Source organism: Mycobacterium sp. E3298, from assembly GCF_001666895.1.
GTDB lineage: Bacteria > Actinomycetota > Actinomycetes > Mycobacteriales > Mycobacteriaceae > Mycobacterium.
On sequence record NZ_LZJB01000355.1, the window covers coordinates 1 to 20,387 of the forward strand.

Here is a 20,387-nt window from a genome sequence, read left to right on the forward strand (position 1 = left end):
ACGCGCAGCTCGACGACCCGTACTGCCTGGACGGCATGCACCATTGGCTCGCCAACTGGCGGCTGCGGGCCGCCGAGGCGGCCAGCGTCCGGTCCGCCGCGCGCTCGAAGTCGGCCGAATACCAATCTTGCACGCCGGAAGCGTTGCGCGCCTTGGGGATTCGTGAATGCGCCGAGGCGGACGGGGCGCTGGAGGATTTCGCCACCCGATGGCGGCACGGCGCCAGCCCGCTGCTGCGCGGCCTGCTCGACGCCGGCACCGTGGAGTTGCTCGGCGGCCCGCAGCCGCCAGTTGGCGAGCCAATGGTGCATGCCGTCCAGGCAGTACGGGTCGTCGAGCTGCGCGTTCACCACCGGGGTGACGCCGAGCGTGATCAATCCGCGTCGGTCCTCGTCGGCCAGCGTGGTCAGCACCCGCATCAGCGGCAGATAGGCCGCCGCCCAAGACTGGTAGAGCCACTCCTCGCCGACCGGCCACCGGCCATGATGGGCCAGCCACGGCAGGTGGGTGTGCAGGACCAGGGTGAACATGCCGGGCACCCGGTCGTGCGAATTGCTCACGGCGCTACCGCGATCGCGATCAGGTCCAGGCTGTCGTCGATGTCACGGGGGCCGTTTTCGATGTCGAAGTCGTCGCACGTCACCGCGGCCACGTCGGCGACCAGCTCCGGCGGCCACGGCGCCCCCGGGTCAGCGGCCATTGCCCGCTCGATCTGCGCGTCGATGATGGAGCCGCCGTGGCGGGCGTCCATCTCGCGCAGCCGGGGGCCGTGGAACAGCCCGCTGATCGACACGTCGCGAAAGCCCGCGTCGACCAGCAACTCGCTCAGCTCGGCGGCGTTGAGTTCGCGGGTGTGGAACGGGTTGATCGGGGTGTCGCGGCCGGGCGAGAAGGTGATCCGGTTCGGTGTCGACACCATCAGCAACCCGCCGCGGCGCAGCACCCGCGCGCATTCGGCGACGAATTGTGCCTGATCCCACAGGTGCTCGATCACTTGGAAGTTGACCACAATATCCACCGACGCGTCGGGCAGCGGCAGCGCCGCCAGGTTGGCCTGCATCACTTCCACGCGCGGGTAGCGGTGGCGCACGTGGGCCACGGCGGCCTCGTCGTAATCCACGGCCAAGACCCGGCGGGCGACGGAGGCGATCAGGTCCGCGCCGTACCCCTCGCCGCAGCCGGCCTCGAGCACCTCGCGGCCCGCACAGCGTCCGGCCAGCCGCTGGTAGACGACCTCGTGGCGGCGAAACCAGTAGTTCTCGACGTCCAGGCCCGGGATGGTGCGCTCGCCCGTCAACGTCAGCACGGGATCGGCCCCGGGCGAGGGATCGCCGGGGCGGTGCCAGGGGACGTCGGGGACGGTTGCGCTCATCGCATAGGCAGGCTAACGCGAAGTGTCGGATTCGCGAACCGGGAGCAGGGCGCCCGCGGTTGGCGAGGGTGGACACGCCGGAAGAACCCGCAGTACCACCCGCTATGGTGTGAAGGCAGGCTGCACAAAGTTACCGAGTAGTAACACGACCGTGCGCTGCGAAACGCGTACTGAAAGTCTCGTGGTCGACTGCTGCGAGACTCCTTCGAGGAGGACGAACCACACTCATGACGAACATCGTGGTCCTGATCAAGCAGGTCCCAGACACCTGGTCCGAGCGCAAGCTGAACGACGGCGACTACACGCTCGACCGCGAGGCCGCCGATGCAGTGCTGGACGAGATCAACGAGCGCGCCGTCGAAGAGGCACTGCAGATCCGCGAGCGGGAGGGCGGCGAGGGATCGGTCACGGTGCTGACCGCCGGCCCCGAACGTGCCACCGAGGCGATCCGCAAGGCGCTGTCGATGGGAGCCGACAAGGCCGTCCACCTCAAGGACGACGGCATGCACGGCTCGTGCGTGGTGCAAACCGCGTGGGCGCTGGCGCGCGCGTTGGGCACCATCGAGGGCACGGAGCTGGTCATCGCCGGGAACGAGTCCACCGACGGCTCCGGCGGCGCGGTGCCGGCCATCATCGCCGAGTACCTGGGCCTGCCGCAGCTGACCCACCTGCGCAAGCTGTCGATCGAGGGCGGCAAGGTCACGGGCGAGCGCGAGACCGACGACGGTGTGTTCACGCTCGAGGCGTCGCTGCCCGCCGTGGTGAGTGTGACCGAGAAGATCAACGAGCCGCGCTTCCCGTCCTTCAAGGGCATCATGGCCGCCAAGAAGAAAGAGGTCACGGTGCTGACCCTCGCCGAGATCGGGGTCGAAAGCGACGAGGTCGGGTTGGAGAACGCCGGGTCGAAGGTGCTGTCGTCGACGCCGAAGCCGCCGAAGACCGCGGGTGAGAAGGTCACCGACGAGGGCGAGGGCGGGAACCAGATCTCCCAGTACCTCGTGGCCCAGAAGATCATCTAGCCGAGCACCCATCCCAGAGACGAGAAGAGCGAAGAAACCATGGCAGAAGTTTTGGTGCTCGTTGAGCACGCCGAAGGCGCACTGAAGAAGGTCACCTCCGAACTGATCACCGCCGCCCGCGCACTGGGCGAGCCGGCCGCGGTCGTGGTCGGCAAGCCCGGAACGGCCGCGCCGCTGGTCGACGGCCTCAAGGAGGCCGGCGCCGAAAAGATCTACGTCGCCGAATCCGACGACGCCGAGAACTACCTGATCACGCCGGTGGTCGACGTGCTGGCCTCGCTGGCCGAGTCCAACTCGCCCGCCGCGGTGTTGCTGTCCGCCAACGCCGACGGCAAAGAGGTCGCCGGCCGGCTCGCCGCCCGGATCGGCTCCGGCCTGCTGGTCGACGTGGTCGGCGTCCAGGAGGGCAAGTTCGTGCACTCGATCTTCGGTGGCGCGTTTACCGTCGAGGCGCAGGCCAACGGGGACACCCCGATCGTCACGGTCCGCGGCGGCGCCATCGACGCCGAACCGCAGGCCGGCGCCGGCGAGCAGGTCACCGTCGAGGTGCCCGCGCCCGCCGAGAACGCCACCAAGATCACCGCGCGCGAGCCGGCCGTGGCCGGCGACCGCCCGGAGCTCACGGAGGCCACCATCGTGGTGTCCGGTGGCCGCGGCGTCGGCAGCGCCGACAACTTCCACGTGGTCGAGGAGCTGGCCGACTCGCTGGGTGGCGCCGTCGGTGCGTCGCGCGCCGCGGTCGACTCCGGTTACTACCCGGGCCAGTTCCAGGTCGGTCAGACCGGCAAGACGGTGTCGCCGCAGCTCTACATCGCGCTGGGCATCTCCGGGGCGATTCAGCACCGCGCCGGCATGCAGACCTCGAAGACCATCGTCGCCGTCAACAAGGACGAAGAGGCGCCGATCTTCGAGATCGCCGACTACGGCGTGGTTGGCGACCTCTTCAAGGTCGCCCCGCAGCTGACCGACGCCATCAAGCAGCGCAAGGGCTGAGCCTTCTCGGCCCAGGAGCCCCCGACGCCGCGGCGTCGGGGGCTCTCGCGTTTCACGGCGGCTATTGCACGGCGGTCACCATTTCGTCGATGCGCCGCAACGCGATCGCGCACACCGTGACATAGGGTGCCGCCCACCATGGCACCGCCATGCCGACCCGCGATCCGCCGTCCACCGGGTCCACCCAGTGCCGCGTCGCCGGGACGCCGGCCACCTGCCAGGCCCAGTGGCGACCCGGCTCGAAGTCGGTGACGACGAATGGCGCCGGGACCAACAGCGACGTGTTGACCACGCCGGTCGCACCCAGCGCCAGTTCGGTGTGCGGTTCGTCCAGTCGGGCGCCGCGTATCGTCGGGCCCCACTTCGGCCAAGCGTCGAGGTCGACGAGCACGTCCCACACCGCCGTGGGCGGCGCCGCGATCACCCGGTCGACGGTGAGCATGAGGCCGCCCATCACGGGGCCGACCGCCCGAGCCGGCGTTGTTGCTCGACGACCTCGTCCAGATCGGTGAGCCGGCGCAGCCCGGCGAGTGGTTGGCTCATCCGCCGGTTGCCGGCGAGCTGCCGCTTGTTGCGGTCCAGGAACCACCAATAGCCACCGGTGTACGGGCAGGCGCGCTCGCCGACCCGCTCGGTCGGTCGATATCGGCAGTGGCCGCAGTAATCGCTCATCCGGTTGATGTAGGCGCCGCCGGCGGCATACGGCTTGGTCGCCATCAGCCCGCCGTCGGCGTGCTGGGACATGCCTACGACGTTTGCCACCATCACCCAGTCGTAACCGTCGACGAAGCAGCGGTGGAACCAGTCGGTGACCTCGGCGGGATTCCACCCACGCTGCAGTGCGTAGTTGGACAGCACCATCAGCCGCGGAATGTGGTGCACCCAACCGTGATCGCGCACCTGGGCCAGGACGTCTTTGAGGCAGTGCGCATGCACGGCGTCGGCGTCCAGTCCGGTGAACCAGTCGGGCAACCCGACGTGCGCCCGGAGCGCGTTGCGGCTGCGGTAGTCCGCGCCGAAATGCCAATAGACGTGCCAGATGTAGTCGCGCCACCCGATCAGCTGGCGGATGTAACCCTCCACGCTGGCGAGCGGCGCGCGCCCCGCGCGGTACTCGTCCTCGGCGGCGTAGGCGCATTCCAACGGGTCCAGCAAGCCGAGGTTCATGGGCGCCGATAACAGGCTGTGCGCCATGAACCGATCGCCGGCGAGCATGGCATCTTCGTGGGGACCGAAGTGCGGCAAGCGATCTCGCAAAAAAACCTGGAGCGCAGCCCGTGCCTCCATTGCCGTGACCGGGAATTCGCGCGGGCCGTCGCGGCCGACGAAGGCCACGTCGCCGTCGCGTTCCCACCGGTCCAGGTCGGCGCGCACCTGCTCGTCGATCTCATCCTCTTCGGGTTGCCAGGGCGCGGGCACGGGCAGGGCGCCGGCATTCTTGGGCGCAGGCTGGCGGTTGTCGGCGTCGAAGTTCCACCTGCCCCCGGCTGGTCGGTCACCCTCCATCAGCAGATCGAACCGACGGCGCGCGTCCCGGTAGAAATTTTCCAGCAGCAGGGTTCGTTGCCGGCCGGACCAGTCCTCGAATTCGGTGCGTCCGGTGCAGAAGCCGCGCGCGGGCAGCACGTCGACATCGGGCAGCGAGCGCACGAACCGATCCGCCGCCCGCGACGTCGGCTGACACACGCTGATGCGCGCCTTGACCTGATTCAGCGCCTCGCGATACGTCCGTGTCCGCAGAAACACGGCCTGGTCGCCGAGTTCGGCGGCGCGGTGACGCAGTGCGGAGAGCACCAGGTGGGCCTTGCGGCGGTGGAACCGGCGGCGTTCGAACGCCGCCCTGGACTCGATCAGCAACACCGGCTGGCCGGGACCGTCCAGGAAGTGCGGACCCAGCTGGTCGGCGAAGCACCATCGGCGCACGTCCGGACTCATCGGGGCCGCAGCCGGGCAATCGGCGCCCGCGAGCAGGCCGCCGCCCGGGGATTTGCTCGCCACATGGTGTCCGGCATACCCGAAATGGCGCGGCCCGATCCCTTCGGCCTGCGACAACGTGCCCCCGCATCCACATTTCGTCATCTGACGTGCACGGACACGTCACAGCGACGATGCCGACTCGCTCACCGATTGCGCAACGTTGGTTGACATGAGCATTGCTTCTGTCCTGATCCCCAGCGACAAGCCCGACGGCACGACGACGGCGTCGTCCGCCGGGCCCCGATACTCATTGTTGCTGTCGACCGATCCCAGCATGATCGAGGCGGCGCAGCGGCTCCGGTACGACGTGTTCAGCAGCACGCCCGGCTTCGCGTTGCCGACGAACGACGGCGAACGGCGGGATGTCGACAGGTTCGACGAGCACTGCGACCACCTGCTGGTCCGCGACGACGGCACCGGCGAGCTGGTGGGTTGCTACCGCATGCTCGCCCCGGCCGGCGCCATCGCGGCCGGTGGGCTTTACACCGCGACGGAGTTCGACATCCGCGGCTTCGACCCGCTCAGGCCGTCGCTGGTGGAGATGGGCCGCGCGGTGGTGCGCGAGGGGCACCGCAACGGCGGCGTCGTGCTCTTGATGTGGGCCGGCATCCTGGCCTACCTGGACCGCTACGGCTACGACTACGTGACCGGCTGCGTGTCGGTGCCCATCGGCGGAGATACCGAACCCCCCGGTAGCCAGCTTCGCGGGGTGCGCGACTTCATCCTCAGCCGTCACGCCGCCCCGCCGCAGTACCGGGTGCGTCCGCACCGGCCGGTGGTGGTCGACGGGCAGGCGCTTGACCAAATTCCGGCTCCCGCGCGTCCGTCGATCCCCGCGCTGATGCGCGGTTACCTGCGGCTGGGCGCTCAGGTGTGCGGCGAGCCCGCGCACGACCCCGACTTCGGGGTGGGCGATTTCTGCGTCCTGCTGGAAAAGCAGCGCGCCGACACCCGATACCTGAAGCGGCTGCGCTCGGTGTCGGCCGCCTCGCAACTGGCCGGCGGCGACCGATGAGCACTCCCGCCCGCACCGGACACTCTTGGCTACCGCGCGCATCGTGCGACGCCGGTTGTGTGCGCCGCGGCGACGTGGCCGCGTCGCCCGGGCTGTTGGTGGCGCTGCGGGTGACGCTTCGGGTCCTGCTGGCGCTGCTGCTGGCGCCCGGGGTGGTGTTGCTGGCGGTGCCCCTGCCCGGCCGGACCCGCGTGCAGCGCATCTACTGCCGGATGGTGTTGCGTTGCTTCGGCATTCGGATCACGGTCACGGGCAGCCCGATTCGCAACCTGCGCGGGGTCCTGGTGGTCAGCCCGCACATGTCCTGGCTGGACGTCTTCGCGATCGGGTCGGTGCTGCCCGGGTCGTTCGTCGCCCGGGCCGACATGTTCACCGGGCCCGCCACCGGGATCGTGGCCCGCATCCTGAAGATCATCCCGATCGAGCGGGCCAGTCTGCGGCGCCTGCCCGCGGTGGTGGACACCGTCGCCCGCCGGCTGGGGGCCGGCCAGACGGTGGTGTGCTTCCCGGAGGGCACCACCTGGTGCGGTGCCCCCGGCGACGTATCCGCCCGCGCGGCCGCAGCAGGTGGCGGGCAGCCGCACCGCGGCCGCGGGACCTTCTACCCGGCGATGTTCCAGGCCGCGATCGACGCCGGCCGTCCGGTGCAGCCGCTCCGGCTGACGTATCACCACGTCGACGGCAGCGTCTCGACCGTGCCTGCCTTCGTCGGCGACGAGACGCTGGTGGGATCCATCCGCAGGCTGCTGACCGTGCGTCGCACCCTGGCCCGGGTGCATGTGGAATCCCTGCAGCTCCCGGGGACCGATCGGCGGGCCTTGGCGAGCCGCTGCCAGTCGGTGGTGGGCGTGGGCACGGCCCGGTCCGCTGGTCACGGCCCCGTGCTGGTGGCCTCGTAATCAGATAGTGGCGACCCGCGGCGCCCGGCTTCGCCGCGCTTGCGATCACCACTGGTCAAAGGCCCTCGGACCTGCCGGTATCGTGGGTCGGGTCATGGTCTACCTGGATCACGCCGCTACCACGCCGATGCACCCCGCCGCCGTCGAGGCGATGACGGCGGTGCTCGGCGCCGTCGGCAACGCCTCCTCCTTGCACACCAGCGGCCGGGCGGCGCGGCGGCGCGTCGAGGAGTCCCGGGAGCTGATCGCCGATCGGCTGGGCGCCCGCCCGTCCGAGGTCATCTTCACCGGCGGCGGGACCGAGAGCGACAACCTGGCCGTCAAGGGCATCTACTGGTCCCGCCGCGACGCGGAACCGCGCCATCGGCGCATCATCACCAGCGAGGTGGAACACCACGCCGTCCTGGATTCGGTGAACTGGCTCGCCGAGCACGAAGGCGCCGAGGTGACCTGGCTGCCCACCGCCGCCGACGGCTCCGTGTCGCCGGCCGCGCTGCGCGAGGCGCTGCGCAACCACGACGATGTCGCGCTGGTGTCGGTGATGTGGGCCAACAACGAGGTCGGCACCGTGCTGCCTGCCGCCGAGCTCGCCGGTGTCGCGGCCGAATTCGGAGTTCCGATGCACAGCGACGCCGTGCAGGCGGTGGGGCAGTTGCCGGTGGACTTCGCCGCCAGCGGGCTCTCGGCCATGAGCGTGGCCGCGCACAAGTTCGGCGGCCCGCCCGGCGTCGGCGCATTACTGGTTCGCCGCGACGTGACGTGTGTGCCCCTGGCGCACGGGGGCGGGCAGGAACGCGACATCCGCTCGGGCACCGCCGATGTCGCCGGTGCGGTCGGCATGGCGGCCGCCGCCCGGATCGCGGTGGACGGGATCGAGGCGAACAGCGCACGGCTGCGGGCTCTGCGGGATCGCCTGATCGACGGGGTGCTGGCCGGCATCGAGGACGTCAGCCTCAACGGCGCTCGCGACCCGTCCCCCGCAAGCGGGAGGTACCCCCAGCGGTTGCCGGGCAACGCGCACTTCACGTTCCGCGGCTGCGAAGGTGACGCGCTGCTGATGCTGCTGGACGCCAACGGAATCGAGTGTTCGACCGGATCGGCGTGCACCGCGGGCGTCGCGCAGCCGTCGCATGTGCTGCTCGCGATGGGCGCCGACCCGACCAGCGCCCGCGGTTCTTTGCGAATGTCCTTGGGGCACACCAGTGTCGACGCCGACGTGGACGCCGTGCTGCAGGTTCTGCCGGCGGCCGTGGACCGGGCGCGCCGGGCGGCCCTGGCCGCCGCGGGGGCTTCCTAGGTGAAGGTCCTCGCCGCGATGAGTGGCGGCGTCGACTCGTCGGTCGCCGCCGCCCGGATGGTCGACGCCGGGCACGACGTGGTGGGAGTGCACTTGGCGTTGTCGACCGCGCCCGGCACCCTGCGCACCGGCTCGCGCGGGTGCTGCTCCAAAGAAGACGCCTCGGATGCCAGCCGCGTCGCCGACGTACTCGGAATTCCGTTCTACGTCTGGGATTTCGCCGAGAGATTCCAAGCCGACGTGATCGACGACTTCGTGTCGTCGTACGCACGCGGCGAGACGCCCAACCCGTGCGTGCGGTGCAATCAGCGGATCAAGTTCTCGGCGCTGTCCGCGAAAGCACTTGCGCTGGGCTTCGACACCGTGGCCACCGGCCACTACGCCAGGCTGTCCGGTGGGCGGCTGCGCCGCGCCGTCGATCCGGACAAGGACCAGTCCTACGTGCTGGCCGTGCTGAGTGCCGAGCAGCTGCGCCACGCCACGTTCCCGATCGGGGACACTCCGAAGGCGCAGATTCGCGCGGAGGCCGCGCGCCGCGGCCTCGCGGTCGCCGAAAAGCCGGACAGCCACGACATCTGCTTCATCCCGTCCGGGAACACCCGGGCATTTCTGGGCGAGCGCATCGCGGTGCGCCGCGGCACCGTGGTCGGGGCCGACGGCGCGGTCCTCGCCGAACACGATGGGGTGCACGGGTTCACCATCGGCCAGCGCAAGGGCCTGGGCATCGGCGGGCCGGGGCCCGACGGGGGCCCGCGCTACGTGACGGCCATCGACGCCGACACCGCGACCGTTCGGGTGGGGCAGGCGGCGGACCTCGATGTGCGCGAGTTGCGCGGGCGGGAGCCGGTTTTCACGGCCGGCCGGTCACCGGCGGGCCCCGTCGAGTGCGCGGTCCAGGTGCGCGCACACGGTGAAACCGCCGATGCGGTGGCGGAGTTGGTCGGCGACGAGCTCGTCGTGCGGTTGCGCGCCCCGCTGCGCGGCGTCGCGCGCGGCCAGACGCTGGTGCTCTACCGACCCGACCCGGACGGCGACGAAGTGCTCGGCAGCGCCACCATCGCCGCCACCGCTCGCTAGGCCGGCATGTTCGCGACGATGTTCGTCATCACGATGTCGGACACCGATTGCGCGAAGCCGCAGAAGGTGACCTCGACAATCGCGACCGACCGCAGCCGATAGTCGCGGCCGCAGCCGCCCGGCCGCAGGTGCAGGGAGGCGGCGTCGGATTTCCAGTCACCGACGTATTGCTGCCCGGCCGAGCCGTTCGCGCAATCCCCGACCGTGGTCACCAACGCGCCGAAGGCACGCCGTGCGGTGTCGGCATCCCGGTAGGCGGCGGCCCCCTCGGAGATCAGCGCGCCGTCGGGCGGGTCTTGGAAGGTCGTCTTGTGGAACTCCTCGATATCGGGCCCGAATGTCGCCGTCTCGGCGTAGATGAACCGGCATTCCCGCGGTGTGGTGTCCGCGAGCGCGTCGATGTCCACCGGGCTGGTGCCGTCCATCGAGGGAATGATCGTCAGGTGCTCGCCGGCGCCGGTGATCGCGCGCATCCGCGACTGGTCCAACAGGATCGTGTCGACGTTGACTCCCTGCACCGCCCTACGGGGAGTGCCGAACTCGGCCACTGCCGCACCGTCGACCATTCGGGTGCACGCCGCAACCAGCACCGTGGCCCCGCACAACAGCAGCGGCCGTGCCAATCCCGCCATCCGTGACACGTTTCGCACCCTTCTTGCGTCGAACCTACCCGTGGCGGAGCGCGGCAGACACCCCTGCCCACCGGCGGGTCGGGTGACGTCGAATACGGTTGGCCCGGTGAGCGTTTTCGCGAAGGCCAGCGGCGTCGGGTCGTGGCCCGGCATCAAGCCTCGCGAGGCCGCCGAAGTCGTCGTGGGGGAGTTGGCAGGAGCGCTGTCCCACATTGTCGAGCTGCCCGCCCGCGGGGTCGGCGCCGACATGCTCGGTCGGGCCGGCGCGCTGCTGATCGATGTCGCCATCGACATCTCGCCCCGCGGCTACCGCCTTGCGCCTCGGCCCGGCGCGGTTACCCGCCGTGCCGTGAGTCTGCTCGACGAGGACATGGACGCGCTGGAAGAGGCCTGGGAGGTGGCCGGCCTGCGCGGTGGCGATCGCGTGGTCAAGGTGCAGGCCGCCGGGCCGATCACGCTGGCCGCCGAGCTCGAGCTGGCCAACGGCCACCGCGCGATCACCGATTCCGGCGCGGTAAGGGATCTGGGGGCCTCGCTGGGTGAAGGCGTCGCCGCCCACCGCGCGGCGCTGGCCCGCCGGCTGGAGACGCCGGTGGTGGTGCAGTTCGACGAGCCGTCGCTGCCCAGGGCGTTGGGCGGGCGGCTGACCGGGGTGACGGCGCTGAGCCCGGTGGCGCCGCTGGACGAGGCGGTGGCCGTCGCCCTCCTCGACACCAGCGCCGCCGCGGTGGGAGGCGAGGTGCTGTTGCACAGCTGCGTCCCGGATTTTCCGTGGAAGGTGTTGCAGGACAGCCTTATTCGAGCGGTATCAGTGGATGCGAGCACGCTCGCCGCGAGGGATCTCGACGGCATCGCCGCGTTCGTCGAATCGGGCCGCGCGGTCATGCTGGGAGTGGTTGCCGCCACCGCCCCGGCGCGGCGGCCCTCGACCGAAGAGGTGGCCGCCGCACTGGTCGCGGTAACCGATCGGCTCGGCTTCGGGCGCTCGGCGCTGCGCGATCGCATCGGTGTCACCCCGGCGTGTGGGTTGGCCGGCGCGACGCCCCAGTGGGCGCGCCTGGCGATCGAGCTCGCCCGCAAGGCGGCCGAGGCATTCGCGGAGGATCCCGACGCCATCTGATAAGCAACCAAAAAGTTGCGCTTTGTCGCATGGCGTGGTGTGCTACAGGCAACCAGGAGGTTGCGTATGAGGATTGAGAAGAGTGTGCTGCTGCACGCACCGTTGGAGCGGGTATGGCGCGCCATCAGCGACGCCGACGAGTTCGGCCGCTGGTTCGGCGTCCGGTTCGACGGGCCGTTCGTCGCCGGGACTTCGATCGCCGCGGTGATCACCCCGACCACGGTCGACGACGAAGTCGCCAAACGTCAGGAGCCGCACGCAGGGGTGAAGAGCACCTGGCACATCGTCGCGGTCGAGCCGCGCCGGCGGTTCGCCTATCGCTGGCATCCCTTCGCAGTCGACCCGGATGTCGACTACGAGCGAGAGCCGACCACCCTGGTCGAGTTCACCTTGTCGGAGGCGCCCGGTGGCGTGCTGCTCACCATCACCGAGTCCGGATTCGAGGAGATTCCCGAAGAGCGGCGCCCGTCGTCGTTCGAGGCCAACGCCGAGGGATGGGCTATGCAGGCAACCCTGGTGCGCAGATATCTGGATGGAACCCGCGGATGAGGGGGAGCGGCGCGGTGGGGGCCCCGCTCTTCGACGCACTCGGCGATCCGCACCGACTGCGCATCATCGTGCGCCTTTGCGATCTGGGCCCGAGCTCGACATCGCAGCTCACCAGCGTCATCCCGGTCACCCGCCAGGCCGCCAGCAAGCACCTGCAACTGCTGGAGTCGGCAGGTTTGGTGTCCAGTAGCAAGCGGGGTCGCGAACGCGTCTGGACGGTGCGGACGGCCCAGCTGGCCCATGCCAGTGACTACCTCACGGCGTTGTCGCGCCGGTGGGATGCGGCGGTGGATCGGCTGCGGGCATACGTGGAGGACTGAGTCGGGGGTGTCGGCGTTCTCCGATAGCCTGCGAGGGTGAGCTCAGCAGAAGCTGATCCGGTGTCGCCCGAGGTCCGGCGGCAGTGGCAGGAACTGGCCGACGAAGTCCGTCAACACCAGTTCCGCTACTACGTCAAGGACGCCCCGATCGTCTCCGACGCCGAGTTCGACACGATGTTCAACGACCTGCTCGCACTTGAGGACCGTCACCCCGAACTGCGGGTCCCCGATTCTCCGACGCAACTCGTCGGCGGGGCCGGCTTCGCCACCGACTTCGCCGAGGCCGAACATCTCGAGCGGATGCTCAGCCTCGACGACGTGTTCGACCGCGACGAGCTGGTCGCCTGGAGCAACCGCGTGGAGAACGAGATCGGCCGCGAGCCCTATTACCTGTGCGAACTCAAGATCGACGGGGTCGCCTTGTCGCTGGTGTACCGCGACGGCCGGCTGGAACGGGCCGCCACGCGCGGCGACGGCCGGGTGGGCGAGGACGTGACCCTCAACGCCCGCACCATCGACGACGTGCCCGAGCGGCTCACCGCCAGTGCCGATTTGCCGATTCCCGCCGTGCTCGAGGTGCGCGGCGAGGTCTTCTTCATGCTGGCCGATTTCGAGGCGCTCAACGCCAGCCTGGTCGAGGACGGCAAGGCGCCGTTCGCCAACCCGCGCAACAGCGCGGCCGGTTCGCTGCGCCAGAAGAACCCGGCGGTCACCGCCCGGCGCAAGCTGCGGATGATCTGTCACGGCATCGGCCGCACCGACGGGTTCGCGCCCAACACCCTGCACGAGGCCTATAGCGCGCTGAAAGCCTGGGGCCTGCCGGTGGCCGAAGAGACCGCACGCGTGCGTGGCCTCGCGGCCGTGGAGGACCGGATCGGCTATTGGGGCGAGCACCGCTACGACATCGACCACGAAATCGATGGCGTGGTGGTCAAAGTCGATGACTTCGCGCTGCAACGCCGGCTGGGGACGACGTCGCGGGCACCGCGGTGGGCGGTCGCCTACAAGTACCCGCCGCAGGAGGCGCAGACCAAGCTGCTCGACATCCGGGTGAACGTCGGCCGCACCGGGCGCGTCACCCCGTTCGCGTTCATGACGCCGGTGAAGGTGGCGGGGTCGACCGTGGGGTTGGCCACCCTGCACAACGCCGCCGAGGTCCAGCGCAAGGGGGTGCTGATCGGCGACACGGTGATGATCCGCAAGGCCGGCGACGTCATCCCGGAGGTGCTCGGGCCCGTGGTCGACCTCAGGGACGGCTCCGAACGCGAATTCGTCATGCCGACAACGTGTCCCGAGTGCGGCACCACGCTGGCCCCCGCGAAGGAGGGCGACGCCGACATCCGGTGCCCCAACGCCCGGTCCTGCCCGGCGCAACTGCGCGAGCGCGTCTTCCACGTCGCCGGTCGGGGAGCGTTCGACATCGAGGGGCTGGGCTATGAGGCGGCCATCGCACTGCTGAAGGCCGGGGTGATCGCCGACGAGGGCGACCTGTTCACCCTCACCGAGGACGACCTGTTGCGCACCGACCTTTTTCGGACCAAGGCCGGCGCGTTGTCGGCCAACGGCAGGCGCCTGCTCGACAACCTGGACAAGGCCAAGACGGTGGCGCTGTGGCGGGTACTGGTGGCGCTGTCTATCCGGCATGTCGGCCCGACGGCCGCGCGCGCGCTGGCCACCGAGTTCGGCAGCCTGGACGCGATCATGTCGGCGTCGACCGAGCGGTTGGCCGCGGTCGAGGGTGTCGGGCCGACGATCGCCGCCGCGCTCACCGAATGGTTCACCGTCGACTGGCATCGCGCGATCGTCGACAAGTGGCGGGCCGCCGGGGTGCGGCTGGCCGACGAGCGCGACGAGAACGTGCCCCGCACCCTGGAAGGGCTGACCGTTGTCGTCACCGGCTCGCTGACCGGGTTTTCGCGCGACGACGCCAAAGAGGCGATCATCGCCCGCGGCGGAAAGGCGGCGGGGTCGGTGTCGAAGAAGACCGACTACGTCGTCGCCGGCGACGCACCGGGTTCGAAGTACGACAAGGCGGTCGAACTCGGTGTGCCGGTCCTCGACGAGGACGGGTTCCGGAAACTGTTGGCAGAGGGTCCGCCGGAAGCTCCGGCAGGCTAGGCCAATGACCGGTCGCTACGGCGATTCCACCCGAAGTCTCAAAGCCGTTGGCCCGGAGGCGATTGCGGGCCGGCCGGTGGCGCCGCAGGCGGTGCTCGCCGCCGCCTACCACCTGGGCAGCGACGAGACCGATGCCGCGGACACCTATGGCCGCGCCTCCAATCCCACGTGGCGACAACTCGAGTCGGCGCTCGCCGAGCTGGAGGGAGCGAGCGGTGCGCTGGTGTTCGGTTCGGGCATGGCCGCCATCAACGCCGTGCTGCGGGCGCTCGCGCCGCCGGGATCGGTTCTGCTGGTGCCCGCCGACGGCTACTACCAAGTCCGTCGTTGGGCCCGGGAAGACTTGGCGACGGCGGGGGTGACCGTCATCGAGGCGTCGAGCTCGCGCATTTACGACGCCGCCGCGGGCGCCGACGTGGTGCTGACCGAAACCCCGACCAACCCGGCGTTGGATGTCGTTGATCTGCACCGGCTGGCCACCATCTGCCGTGGCCGCGGCGCGCGGCTGATCGTGGACAACACCGCCGCCACGCCCCTGGGCCAGCGGCCGCTGTCACTGGGCGCCGACGCGGTGGTGGCCAGCGCCACCAAGGCGCTGTCCGGTCACAGCGACCTGCTGGCCGGTTACGTGGCCACCGACGACGCCGAGTTGGCCGCCGCCGTGGAGCGCCAACGCTTGCTCGCCGGCGCGATCCTCGGCGGGTTCGAGGCGTGGCTGCTGTTGCGCAGCCTGGCCAGCGCCGGATTGCGTTTCGAGCGGCAATGCCAGAACGCCCGGGCCGTGGCGACGATGTTGGCCCGCCACCCGGGGGCCCGGGTGGTGCGTTACCCGGGGTTGCCGCATGACCCCTCTCATCGCGTGGCCATGGCGCAGATGCGCCGGTTCGGATCCCTGGTCTCGGTCGAATTGGCCGACGCCGCAGCGGTACACGCCCTCGTCGAGCGCAGCGAGCTGCTCGTCGCGGCCACCAGCTTCGGCGGCCTGCATACGTCGGTGGATCGCCGGGCACGCTGGGGCGACGCCGTCGCCGACGGATTCGCGCGCATCTCGCTGGGCATCGAAGACACCGACGATCTGATCGCCGACATCGAACGGGCCCTGATGGCCATCCGGCCATAAATTACCCCGCATCGCCCCGGCAGTCCTATCGTGGGCGCTATGACCCAGACGGCGGACCGGTTCACGCAGGAATCACCGTGGTCGCCCCGCGAGGCCGAGATACTGGCGGTCACGCTGCGCTTGCTGCAGGAGCACGGCTATGACCAGCTGACGGTCGACGCGGTCGCCGCCGCCGCCCACGCGAGCAAGTCCACCGTGTATCGGCGCTGGCCGTCCAAGGCCGAATTGGTGTTGACCGCATTCATCGAGGGCGTCCGCGTGGTCGCCGTCGCGCCCAACACCGGCACCCTGCGCGGCGACCTGCTGAGTTTGGGGGAGACGTGTGGTCAGCACGGTTCGGAGCACGCCAGCACCATCCGCGCGGTGATGGTAGAAGTTTCGCGGCACCCGGCGCTCAACGACGCCATGCAGGAGCAATTCCTCAAGCAGCGCAAGGCGTTGATTCAGCACGTGCTGCGCGAAGCCGTCGACCGCGGTGAGATCAGCGAGGACGTCATCACCGACGAGCTGTGGGATCTGTTGCCCGGTTATCTCATCTTCCGGTCCATCATCCCCGGCCGCCCGCCCACCCGTCGCACGGTCGAAGCCCTCGTGGACGGGTTCCTCATCCCCGGGTTGACCAGAACCACCGGGTAATCGGGCGTTGATCCGCCGAGCGGAATGTGTACGCTCGCGTCTCTTGTGCAGTACGGTCCCGTACCGTACTGTCAGAGCTGTCGAGCACGCCCGACCCGTCGGCAGCCGGCCCTCGCTTGAGGGCGGTCGTGTCGCCCGATAATCGAAAGGTGAACGGGTGATGGGGAATTCGGTGGCATTCCTGGTAAGACGAGGGTGGATGGTGCTGGTCGCGGTCCTGGTGGTCACGCTCGCGGGATTCGGCATCTATCGCCTGCACGGCATCTTCGGCTCAGAGAGCAGCGCCTCGGCGAACAGCGGCCTGGCCAACGAAATCGTGCCGTTCAACCCCAAGCGGGTGGTGCTCGAGGTCTTCGGCAGACCCGGCGCCACCGCGACCATCAATTACCTTGATGTCAACGCCCAACCGCAGCAAGTCAAGGACGCCCCGCTGCCGTGGTCGTTCACGATCACGACGACGGAGCCCGCGGTCCTGGGCAACGTCGTCGCCCAGGGCAACGGCGACAGCCTGGGCTGCCGCATCACCGTCAACGGGGAAGTGAAAGACCAACGCACCGTTGACAAAGCCGACGCCTACACCTTCTGTCTGGACAAATCGGGATGAGCGACGACGAACCGCCGCGGGCGCGCGTCCCGCGCACCATCCGCCGGCTGGCGCTGCCCATCCTGCTGTTCTGGGTGGCGCTGGCCGCGATCACCAACATCGCGGTGCCGCAGTTGGAAGAGGTTGGCAAGACGCACAATGTGGCGCTGAACTCGCCCGACGCCCCGTCGCTGAAGGCCATCAAGCGCATCGGCGAAAAGTTCGGGGAGTTCGACACCGACAGCTCGGCGATGATCGTGCTGGAGGGCGACAAGCCGCTGGGCGCGGACGCGCACCGCTTCTACGACGAGATGATCCGCAGGCTCGAGCAGGACAAGAAGCACGTCGAGCACGTCCAGGACTACTGGGGCGACACCCTGACGGCGGCGGGGTCGCAGAGCAGCGACGGCAAGGCCGCCTACGTTCAGGTGAACCTGGCCGGCAACCAGGGTTCGGCGCTGGCCAACGAGGGCGTCGGGGCGCTGCGCGACATCGTCGAGCGCGTCAAGCCGCCGCCCGGTGTCAAGGCCTATGTGACCGGCGCGGCGCCGCTGATATCCGATCAGTTCGACGTCGGCAGCAAGGGCACCGCGAAGGTCACCGCGATCACGATCGGCGTGATCGCCTTGATGCTGTTCTTCGTCTACCGCTCGGTGCTCACCACGCTGCTGGTGCTCGCCACGGTCCTGATCGAGATGTCCGCCGCCCGGGGCCTTGTCGCGTTCCTGGGAAACGCGGGCGTCATCGGGTTGTCGACGTACGCGACGAATCTGTTGACGCTTCTGGTGATCGCCGCGGGCACCGACTACGCGATATTCTTCGTCGGCCGCTACCAGGAAGCGCGCGGAACCGGTGAGGACCGCGAAAAGGCTTTCTACACCATGTATCACGGCACGACGCATATCGTGCTCGGTTCGGGGCTGACGGTGGCCGGTGCGGTGGCCTGTCTGAGCTTCACCCGGCTGCCCTACTTCCAGAGTTTGGGCATCCCGGCCGCGCTGGGCATTCTCGTCGCGCTGTTCGCCGCCCTGACCTTGGGCCCCGCGATCCTCACCCTGGGCGCCAAGGTGGGCATCTTCGACCCCAAAAGGGCGGTCAGGACTCGTGGCTGGCGGCGCATCGGCACCGCCATCGTCCGCTGGCCGGGGGCCGTTCTCGCGGCGGCCTGCGCGTTGGCCCTGGTGGGCCTGATCGCCTTGCCCGGATACAAGACCAGCTATGACACGCGTCCCTACATGCCGGCCAGCGCGCCGGCCAACATCGGCTACACCGCCGCCGAGAAGCATTTCTCGCGGGCCCGGCTGGAGCCCGAATTGCTCATGGTCGAAACCGATCACGACATGCGCAACCCGGAGAGCATGCTCATCCTGGACAAGGTGGCCAAGGCGGTATTCCACGTGCCCGGCGTCGCGCAGGTGCAGACCATCACCCGTCCGCTGGGCACCCCGCTGGTCCACAGCTCGCTGGCGTTCGTGGTCAGCAATTCCAGCGCGGCGCAGCAGGAAAACCTGACCTACCAACAGGATCGGGCCAACGATGCCCGCAAACAGGCCAACGAGCTGGACAAGACCATCAACATCTTGAAGCAGCAATACGTGCTGCAGCAGCAGCTCGCCGGCACCACCCACGACGAGACACAGAGCTTCCACGACACGCTCGGCACGATCCAGGACCTGCGCGACAAGATCGCGTATTTCGACGACTTCTTCAGGCCGGTTCGCAGCTACTTCTACTGGGAGCGGCATTGCTACGACATTCCGATCTGCTTCGCGTTCAGGTCGCTGTTCGACGCGCTCGACGGGATCGATCAGCTCACCGAGAAATTCGAAAACCTCACGGCGTCACTCGATAAGCTCGACGCCCTGCAGCCGAAGCTGGTGGCGCTGATACCGCCGCAGATCGAGAGTCAGCAGACCAACCGCGACCTGACGTTGGCCAATTACGCCACGCTGTCCGGCATTTACGCGCAGACCGCGGCCGCGATCGACAACGCGACGGCGCTGGGGCGGGCCTTCGACGCGGCCAAGAACGACGACACCTTCTACCTGCCGCCGGAGGTGTTCAACAACCCCGACTTCAAACGCGGGCTCAAATTGTTCCTCTCGCCCGACGGCAAGGCCGCCCGCATGATTGTCACGCACGAAGGCGATCCCGCCACGCCCCAAGGTATTTCGCACATCGACCCGATGGCCAAGGCTGCGCACGAGGCCCTGAAGGGGACGCCGATGGCGGACGCCGGAATCTATCTCGGCGGGACGGCCGCGACCTACAAGGACATTCAGGACGGGGCCAAGTACGACCTGATGATCGTCGCGTTCGCCGCTCTGAGCTTGATCCTGCTGATCATGATGATCATCACGCGCAGCCTGATCGCCGCCCTGGTCATCGTCGGCACCGTCGCTCTGTCGCTGGGCGCCTCGTTCGGGCTCTCGGTCCTGGTCTGGCAGTACATCTTCGGCATTCAGCTGTACTGGGTGGTGCTCGCGCTGGCCGTCATCCTGCTTCTTGCGGTGGGATCCGACTACAACCTGCTGTTGATCTCCCGGTTCAAGGAGGAAATTCACGCCGGCTTGAACACCGGCATCATCCGGGCGATGGCGGGCTCCGGGTCGGTGGTCACCTCGGCCGGCATCGTCTTCGCGGTGACCATGTGCGCGTTCGTCTTCAGCGGTTTCCAGGTGCTCGGTCAGATCGGGACGACGATCGGCCTCGGCTTGCTGTTCGACACGCTGATCGTGCGGTCGTTCATGACGCCTTCTGTCGCAAGGATTCTCGGGCGCTGGTTCTGGTGGCCGCAACGCGTGCGCCCGCGCCCGGCCAGCACCATGCTGCGGCCCTACGGTCCGCGTCCGGCGGTTCGGCAGCTGTTGCTGTGGGAAGACGACGACCCGGCGGTGCTGTCCCGTTCGACTTCTCCGGCGCTGTCCGGCACGGGGCGCTAGCGCAGCATCGTGGCCACGATCCCGGCCAGGTAGCCCAGGCGAGCCACCTCCGACGGCCGGAATTCGGGGCCCGGGCGGCCCAGCACCACCGCGGTGTGCGGATCACCCAGCGGGGCCGCGACCATCGTGGTGTCCATGTCGCGCCACGCCTGCGGCACCCAGTCGCCCGCGCTGTCCAGCGTCACGGCCCGCTCGAGAGGCAGCCACGGGGCCGAATCCGCCCGCGTCTCCGGTGCACCCGGGCTGGACGCCAGCCGCTCCAGCCCGTCGCCGGCACTGCGCACCACGGTGCACCAGCTGACCCGCAGCACCCGGGGCGCCTCGTTGGCCAGGACCTGCAGCCGGGAGGCGTTGTCGCCGGCGGCCGCGACGTGGTCGAGCAGCTCCAGCTCGCGATGGGCTTCCAGCAACCCGGTGTGCGGCCGCACGCTGTCCACCCGGACACCGTTGAGCGATTCCGCGGCGGTGATCAGCGTGTCCGGCATCGCCCCGGGCGGCAATTCGATCACCAGGTCGTCGATCGCGTATCCCGAGCTGCGCTCGACCACATCGAGCGACAGGATGTCGGCGCCGACCGAACCGAGCGCGACGGCCAGCGAGCCCAGGCTGCCCGGGCGGTCGACCAGCTCGATGCGCAACAGATACGAAGGCACGGCCAACACTGTTACACAGCGATGCGTGCACTGCATTTCTGCGGATAACCGGCGGGCCTGAACCC

At 69.3% G+C, this 20,387-nt stretch carries 19 protein-coding genes and 1 pseudogene; 14 read left to right on the plus strand and 6 right to left on the minus strand.

From position 1 onward, the window contains the following. Positions 1 to 530 (minus strand): annotated as a pseudogene (locus A9X05_RS32240) (1,4-alpha-glucan branching protein); the annotation flags it as partial. 26 nt (positions 531 to 556) lie between these two features. Continuing rightward, on the minus strand, positions 557 to 1,372 hold the full coding sequence (locus tag A9X05_RS16425) for a bifunctional 2-polyprenyl-6-hydroxyphenol methylase/3-demethylubiquinol 3-O-methyltransferase UbiG (RefSeq protein ID WP_067782702.1): 816 nt from the start codon (positions 1,370 to 1,372) through the stop codon (positions 557 to 559). Between the two features lie 227 nt (positions 1,373 to 1,599). On the opposite strand from A9X05_RS16425, the gene A9X05_RS16430 reads away from it, so the two are divergent. Continuing rightward, positions 1,600 to 2,391 (plus strand): electron transfer flavoprotein subunit beta/FixA family protein, encoded by a 792-nt coding sequence (locus A9X05_RS16430; protein WP_067751045.1) that lies wholly within the window; start codon positions 1,600 to 1,602, stop codon positions 2,389 to 2,391. Between the two features lie 39 nt (positions 2,392 to 2,430). After that, positions 2,431 to 3,384, plus strand: coding sequence for an electron transfer flavoprotein subunit alpha/FixB family protein (locus A9X05_RS16435; RefSeq protein ID WP_067751042.1), 954 nt, complete (start codon positions 2,431 to 2,433; stop codon positions 3,382 to 3,384). Positions 3,385 to 3,445: 61 nt separating this feature from the next. Here A9X05_RS16435 and A9X05_RS16440 read toward each other — a convergent pair whose 3' ends face one another. Further along, entirely contained in the window at positions 3,446 to 3,826 is a 381-nt protein-coding gene (locus tag A9X05_RS16440) for an SRPBCC family protein (protein ID WP_082970990.1), read from the minus strand. 11 nt (positions 3,827 to 3,837) lie between these two features. Further along, complete coding sequence (locus A9X05_RS16445) at positions 3,838 to 5,382, minus strand: cryptochrome/photolyase family protein (protein ID WP_368664932.1); 1,545 nt, start codon at positions 5,380 to 5,382, stop codon at positions 3,838 to 3,840. A gap of 148 nt (positions 5,383 to 5,530) precedes the next feature. Here A9X05_RS16445 and A9X05_RS16450 point away from each other — a divergent pair, with 148 nt between their 5' ends. The 4 genes from A9X05_RS16450 (at position 5,531) to mnmA (ending at position 9,649) form a co-directional block, all read left to right on the plus strand. Then, positions 5,531 to 6,376: a GNAT family N-acetyltransferase gene (locus A9X05_RS16450; RefSeq protein ID WP_067782709.1), complete on the plus strand. Its 846-nt coding sequence runs from the start codon at positions 5,531 to 5,533 to the stop codon at positions 6,374 to 6,376. Then, complete coding sequence (locus A9X05_RS16455; protein WP_067782712.1) at positions 6,373 to 7,275, plus strand: 1-acyl-sn-glycerol-3-phosphate acyltransferase; 903 nt, start codon at positions 6,373 to 6,375, stop codon at positions 7,273 to 7,275. Before A9X05_RS16450 ends, A9X05_RS16455 begins: the two co-directional genes overlap by 4 nt. Before the next feature lie 94 nt (positions 7,276 to 7,369). Further along, positions 7,370 to 8,572, plus strand: coding sequence for a cysteine desulfurase family protein (locus A9X05_RS16460; protein WP_067782715.1), 1,203 nt, complete (start codon positions 7,370 to 7,372; stop codon positions 8,570 to 8,572). After that, positions 8,573 to 9,649 carry a tRNA 2-thiouridine(34) synthase MnmA gene (gene mnmA / locus A9X05_RS16465; RefSeq protein WP_067751017.1) on the plus strand — a complete coding sequence of 359 codons (1,077 nt, stop codon included), beginning with the start codon at positions 8,573 to 8,575 and terminating at the stop codon, positions 9,647 to 9,649. It begins immediately after the preceding gene. Here mnmA and A9X05_RS16470 read toward each other — a convergent pair. Continuing rightward, on the minus strand, positions 9,646 to 10,281 hold the full coding sequence (locus A9X05_RS16470) for a sensor domain-containing protein (protein WP_067751013.1): 636 nt from the start codon (positions 10,279 to 10,281) through the stop codon (positions 9,646 to 9,648). The genes mnmA and A9X05_RS16470 overlap by 4 nt on opposite strands. 106 nt (positions 10,282 to 10,387) lie before the next feature. On the opposite strand from A9X05_RS16470, the gene A9X05_RS16475 reads away from it, so the two are divergent. From A9X05_RS16475 to A9X05_RS16510, 8 genes are all read left to right on the plus strand, one after another. Continuing rightward, a complete protein-coding gene (locus A9X05_RS16475; RefSeq protein ID WP_067782718.1) occupies positions 10,388 to 11,401 on the plus strand; it encodes a methionine synthase in 1,014 nt (337 codons plus the stop codon). 66 nt (positions 11,402 to 11,467) lie between these two features. After that, a complete protein-coding gene (locus A9X05_RS16480; protein WP_067782721.1) occupies positions 11,468 to 11,950 on the plus strand; it encodes an SRPBCC family protein in 483 nt (160 codons plus the stop codon). Beyond that, complete coding sequence (locus A9X05_RS16485) at positions 11,947 to 12,270, plus strand: helix-turn-helix transcriptional regulator (protein ID WP_067782724.1); 324 nt, start codon at positions 11,947 to 11,949, stop codon at positions 12,268 to 12,270. Before A9X05_RS16480 ends, A9X05_RS16485 begins: the two co-directional genes overlap by 4 nt. A gap of 36 nt (positions 12,271 to 12,306) precedes the next feature. Continuing rightward, on the plus strand, positions 12,307 to 14,388 hold the full coding sequence (ligA, locus tag A9X05_RS16490; protein ID WP_067782727.1) for an NAD-dependent DNA ligase LigA: 2,082 nt from the start codon (positions 12,307 to 12,309) through the stop codon (positions 14,386 to 14,388). A gap of 4 nt (positions 14,389 to 14,392) precedes the next feature. Further along, the gene (locus tag A9X05_RS16495) at positions 14,393 to 15,508 is read left to right on the plus strand and encodes a cystathionine gamma-lyase (RefSeq protein ID WP_067782730.1); all 1,116 of its coding nucleotides are present in this window, start codon (positions 14,393 to 14,395) and stop codon (positions 15,506 to 15,508) included. A 39-nt stretch (positions 15,509 to 15,547) separates the two neighbouring features. Continuing rightward, the gene (locus A9X05_RS16500; RefSeq protein ID WP_067782733.1) at positions 15,548 to 16,144 is read left to right on the plus strand and encodes a TetR/AcrR family transcriptional regulator; all 597 of its coding nucleotides are present in this window, start codon (positions 15,548 to 15,550) and stop codon (positions 16,142 to 16,144) included. A gap of 160 nt (positions 16,145 to 16,304) precedes the next feature. Then, a complete protein-coding gene (locus A9X05_RS16505; RefSeq protein WP_197499092.1) occupies positions 16,305 to 16,748 on the plus strand; it encodes an MmpS family transport accessory protein in 444 nt (147 codons plus the stop codon). Then, positions 16,745 to 19,669 carry an RND family transporter gene (locus A9X05_RS16510; protein ID WP_067782739.1) on the plus strand — a complete coding sequence of 975 codons (2,925 nt, stop codon included), beginning with the start codon at positions 16,745 to 16,747 and terminating at the stop codon, positions 19,667 to 19,669. Before A9X05_RS16505 ends, A9X05_RS16510 begins: the two co-directional genes overlap by 4 nt. On the opposite strand, the gene A9X05_RS16515 is transcribed toward A9X05_RS16510, so the two are convergent. Then, positions 19,666 to 20,322: an amino acid-binding protein gene (locus A9X05_RS16515; RefSeq protein ID WP_156736774.1), complete on the minus strand. Its 657-nt coding sequence runs from the start codon at positions 20,320 to 20,322 to the stop codon at positions 19,666 to 19,668. The two genes, A9X05_RS16510 and A9X05_RS16515, sit on opposite strands and share 4 nt — an antisense overlap. Between the last annotated feature and the right edge of the window lie 65 nt (positions 20,323 to 20,387).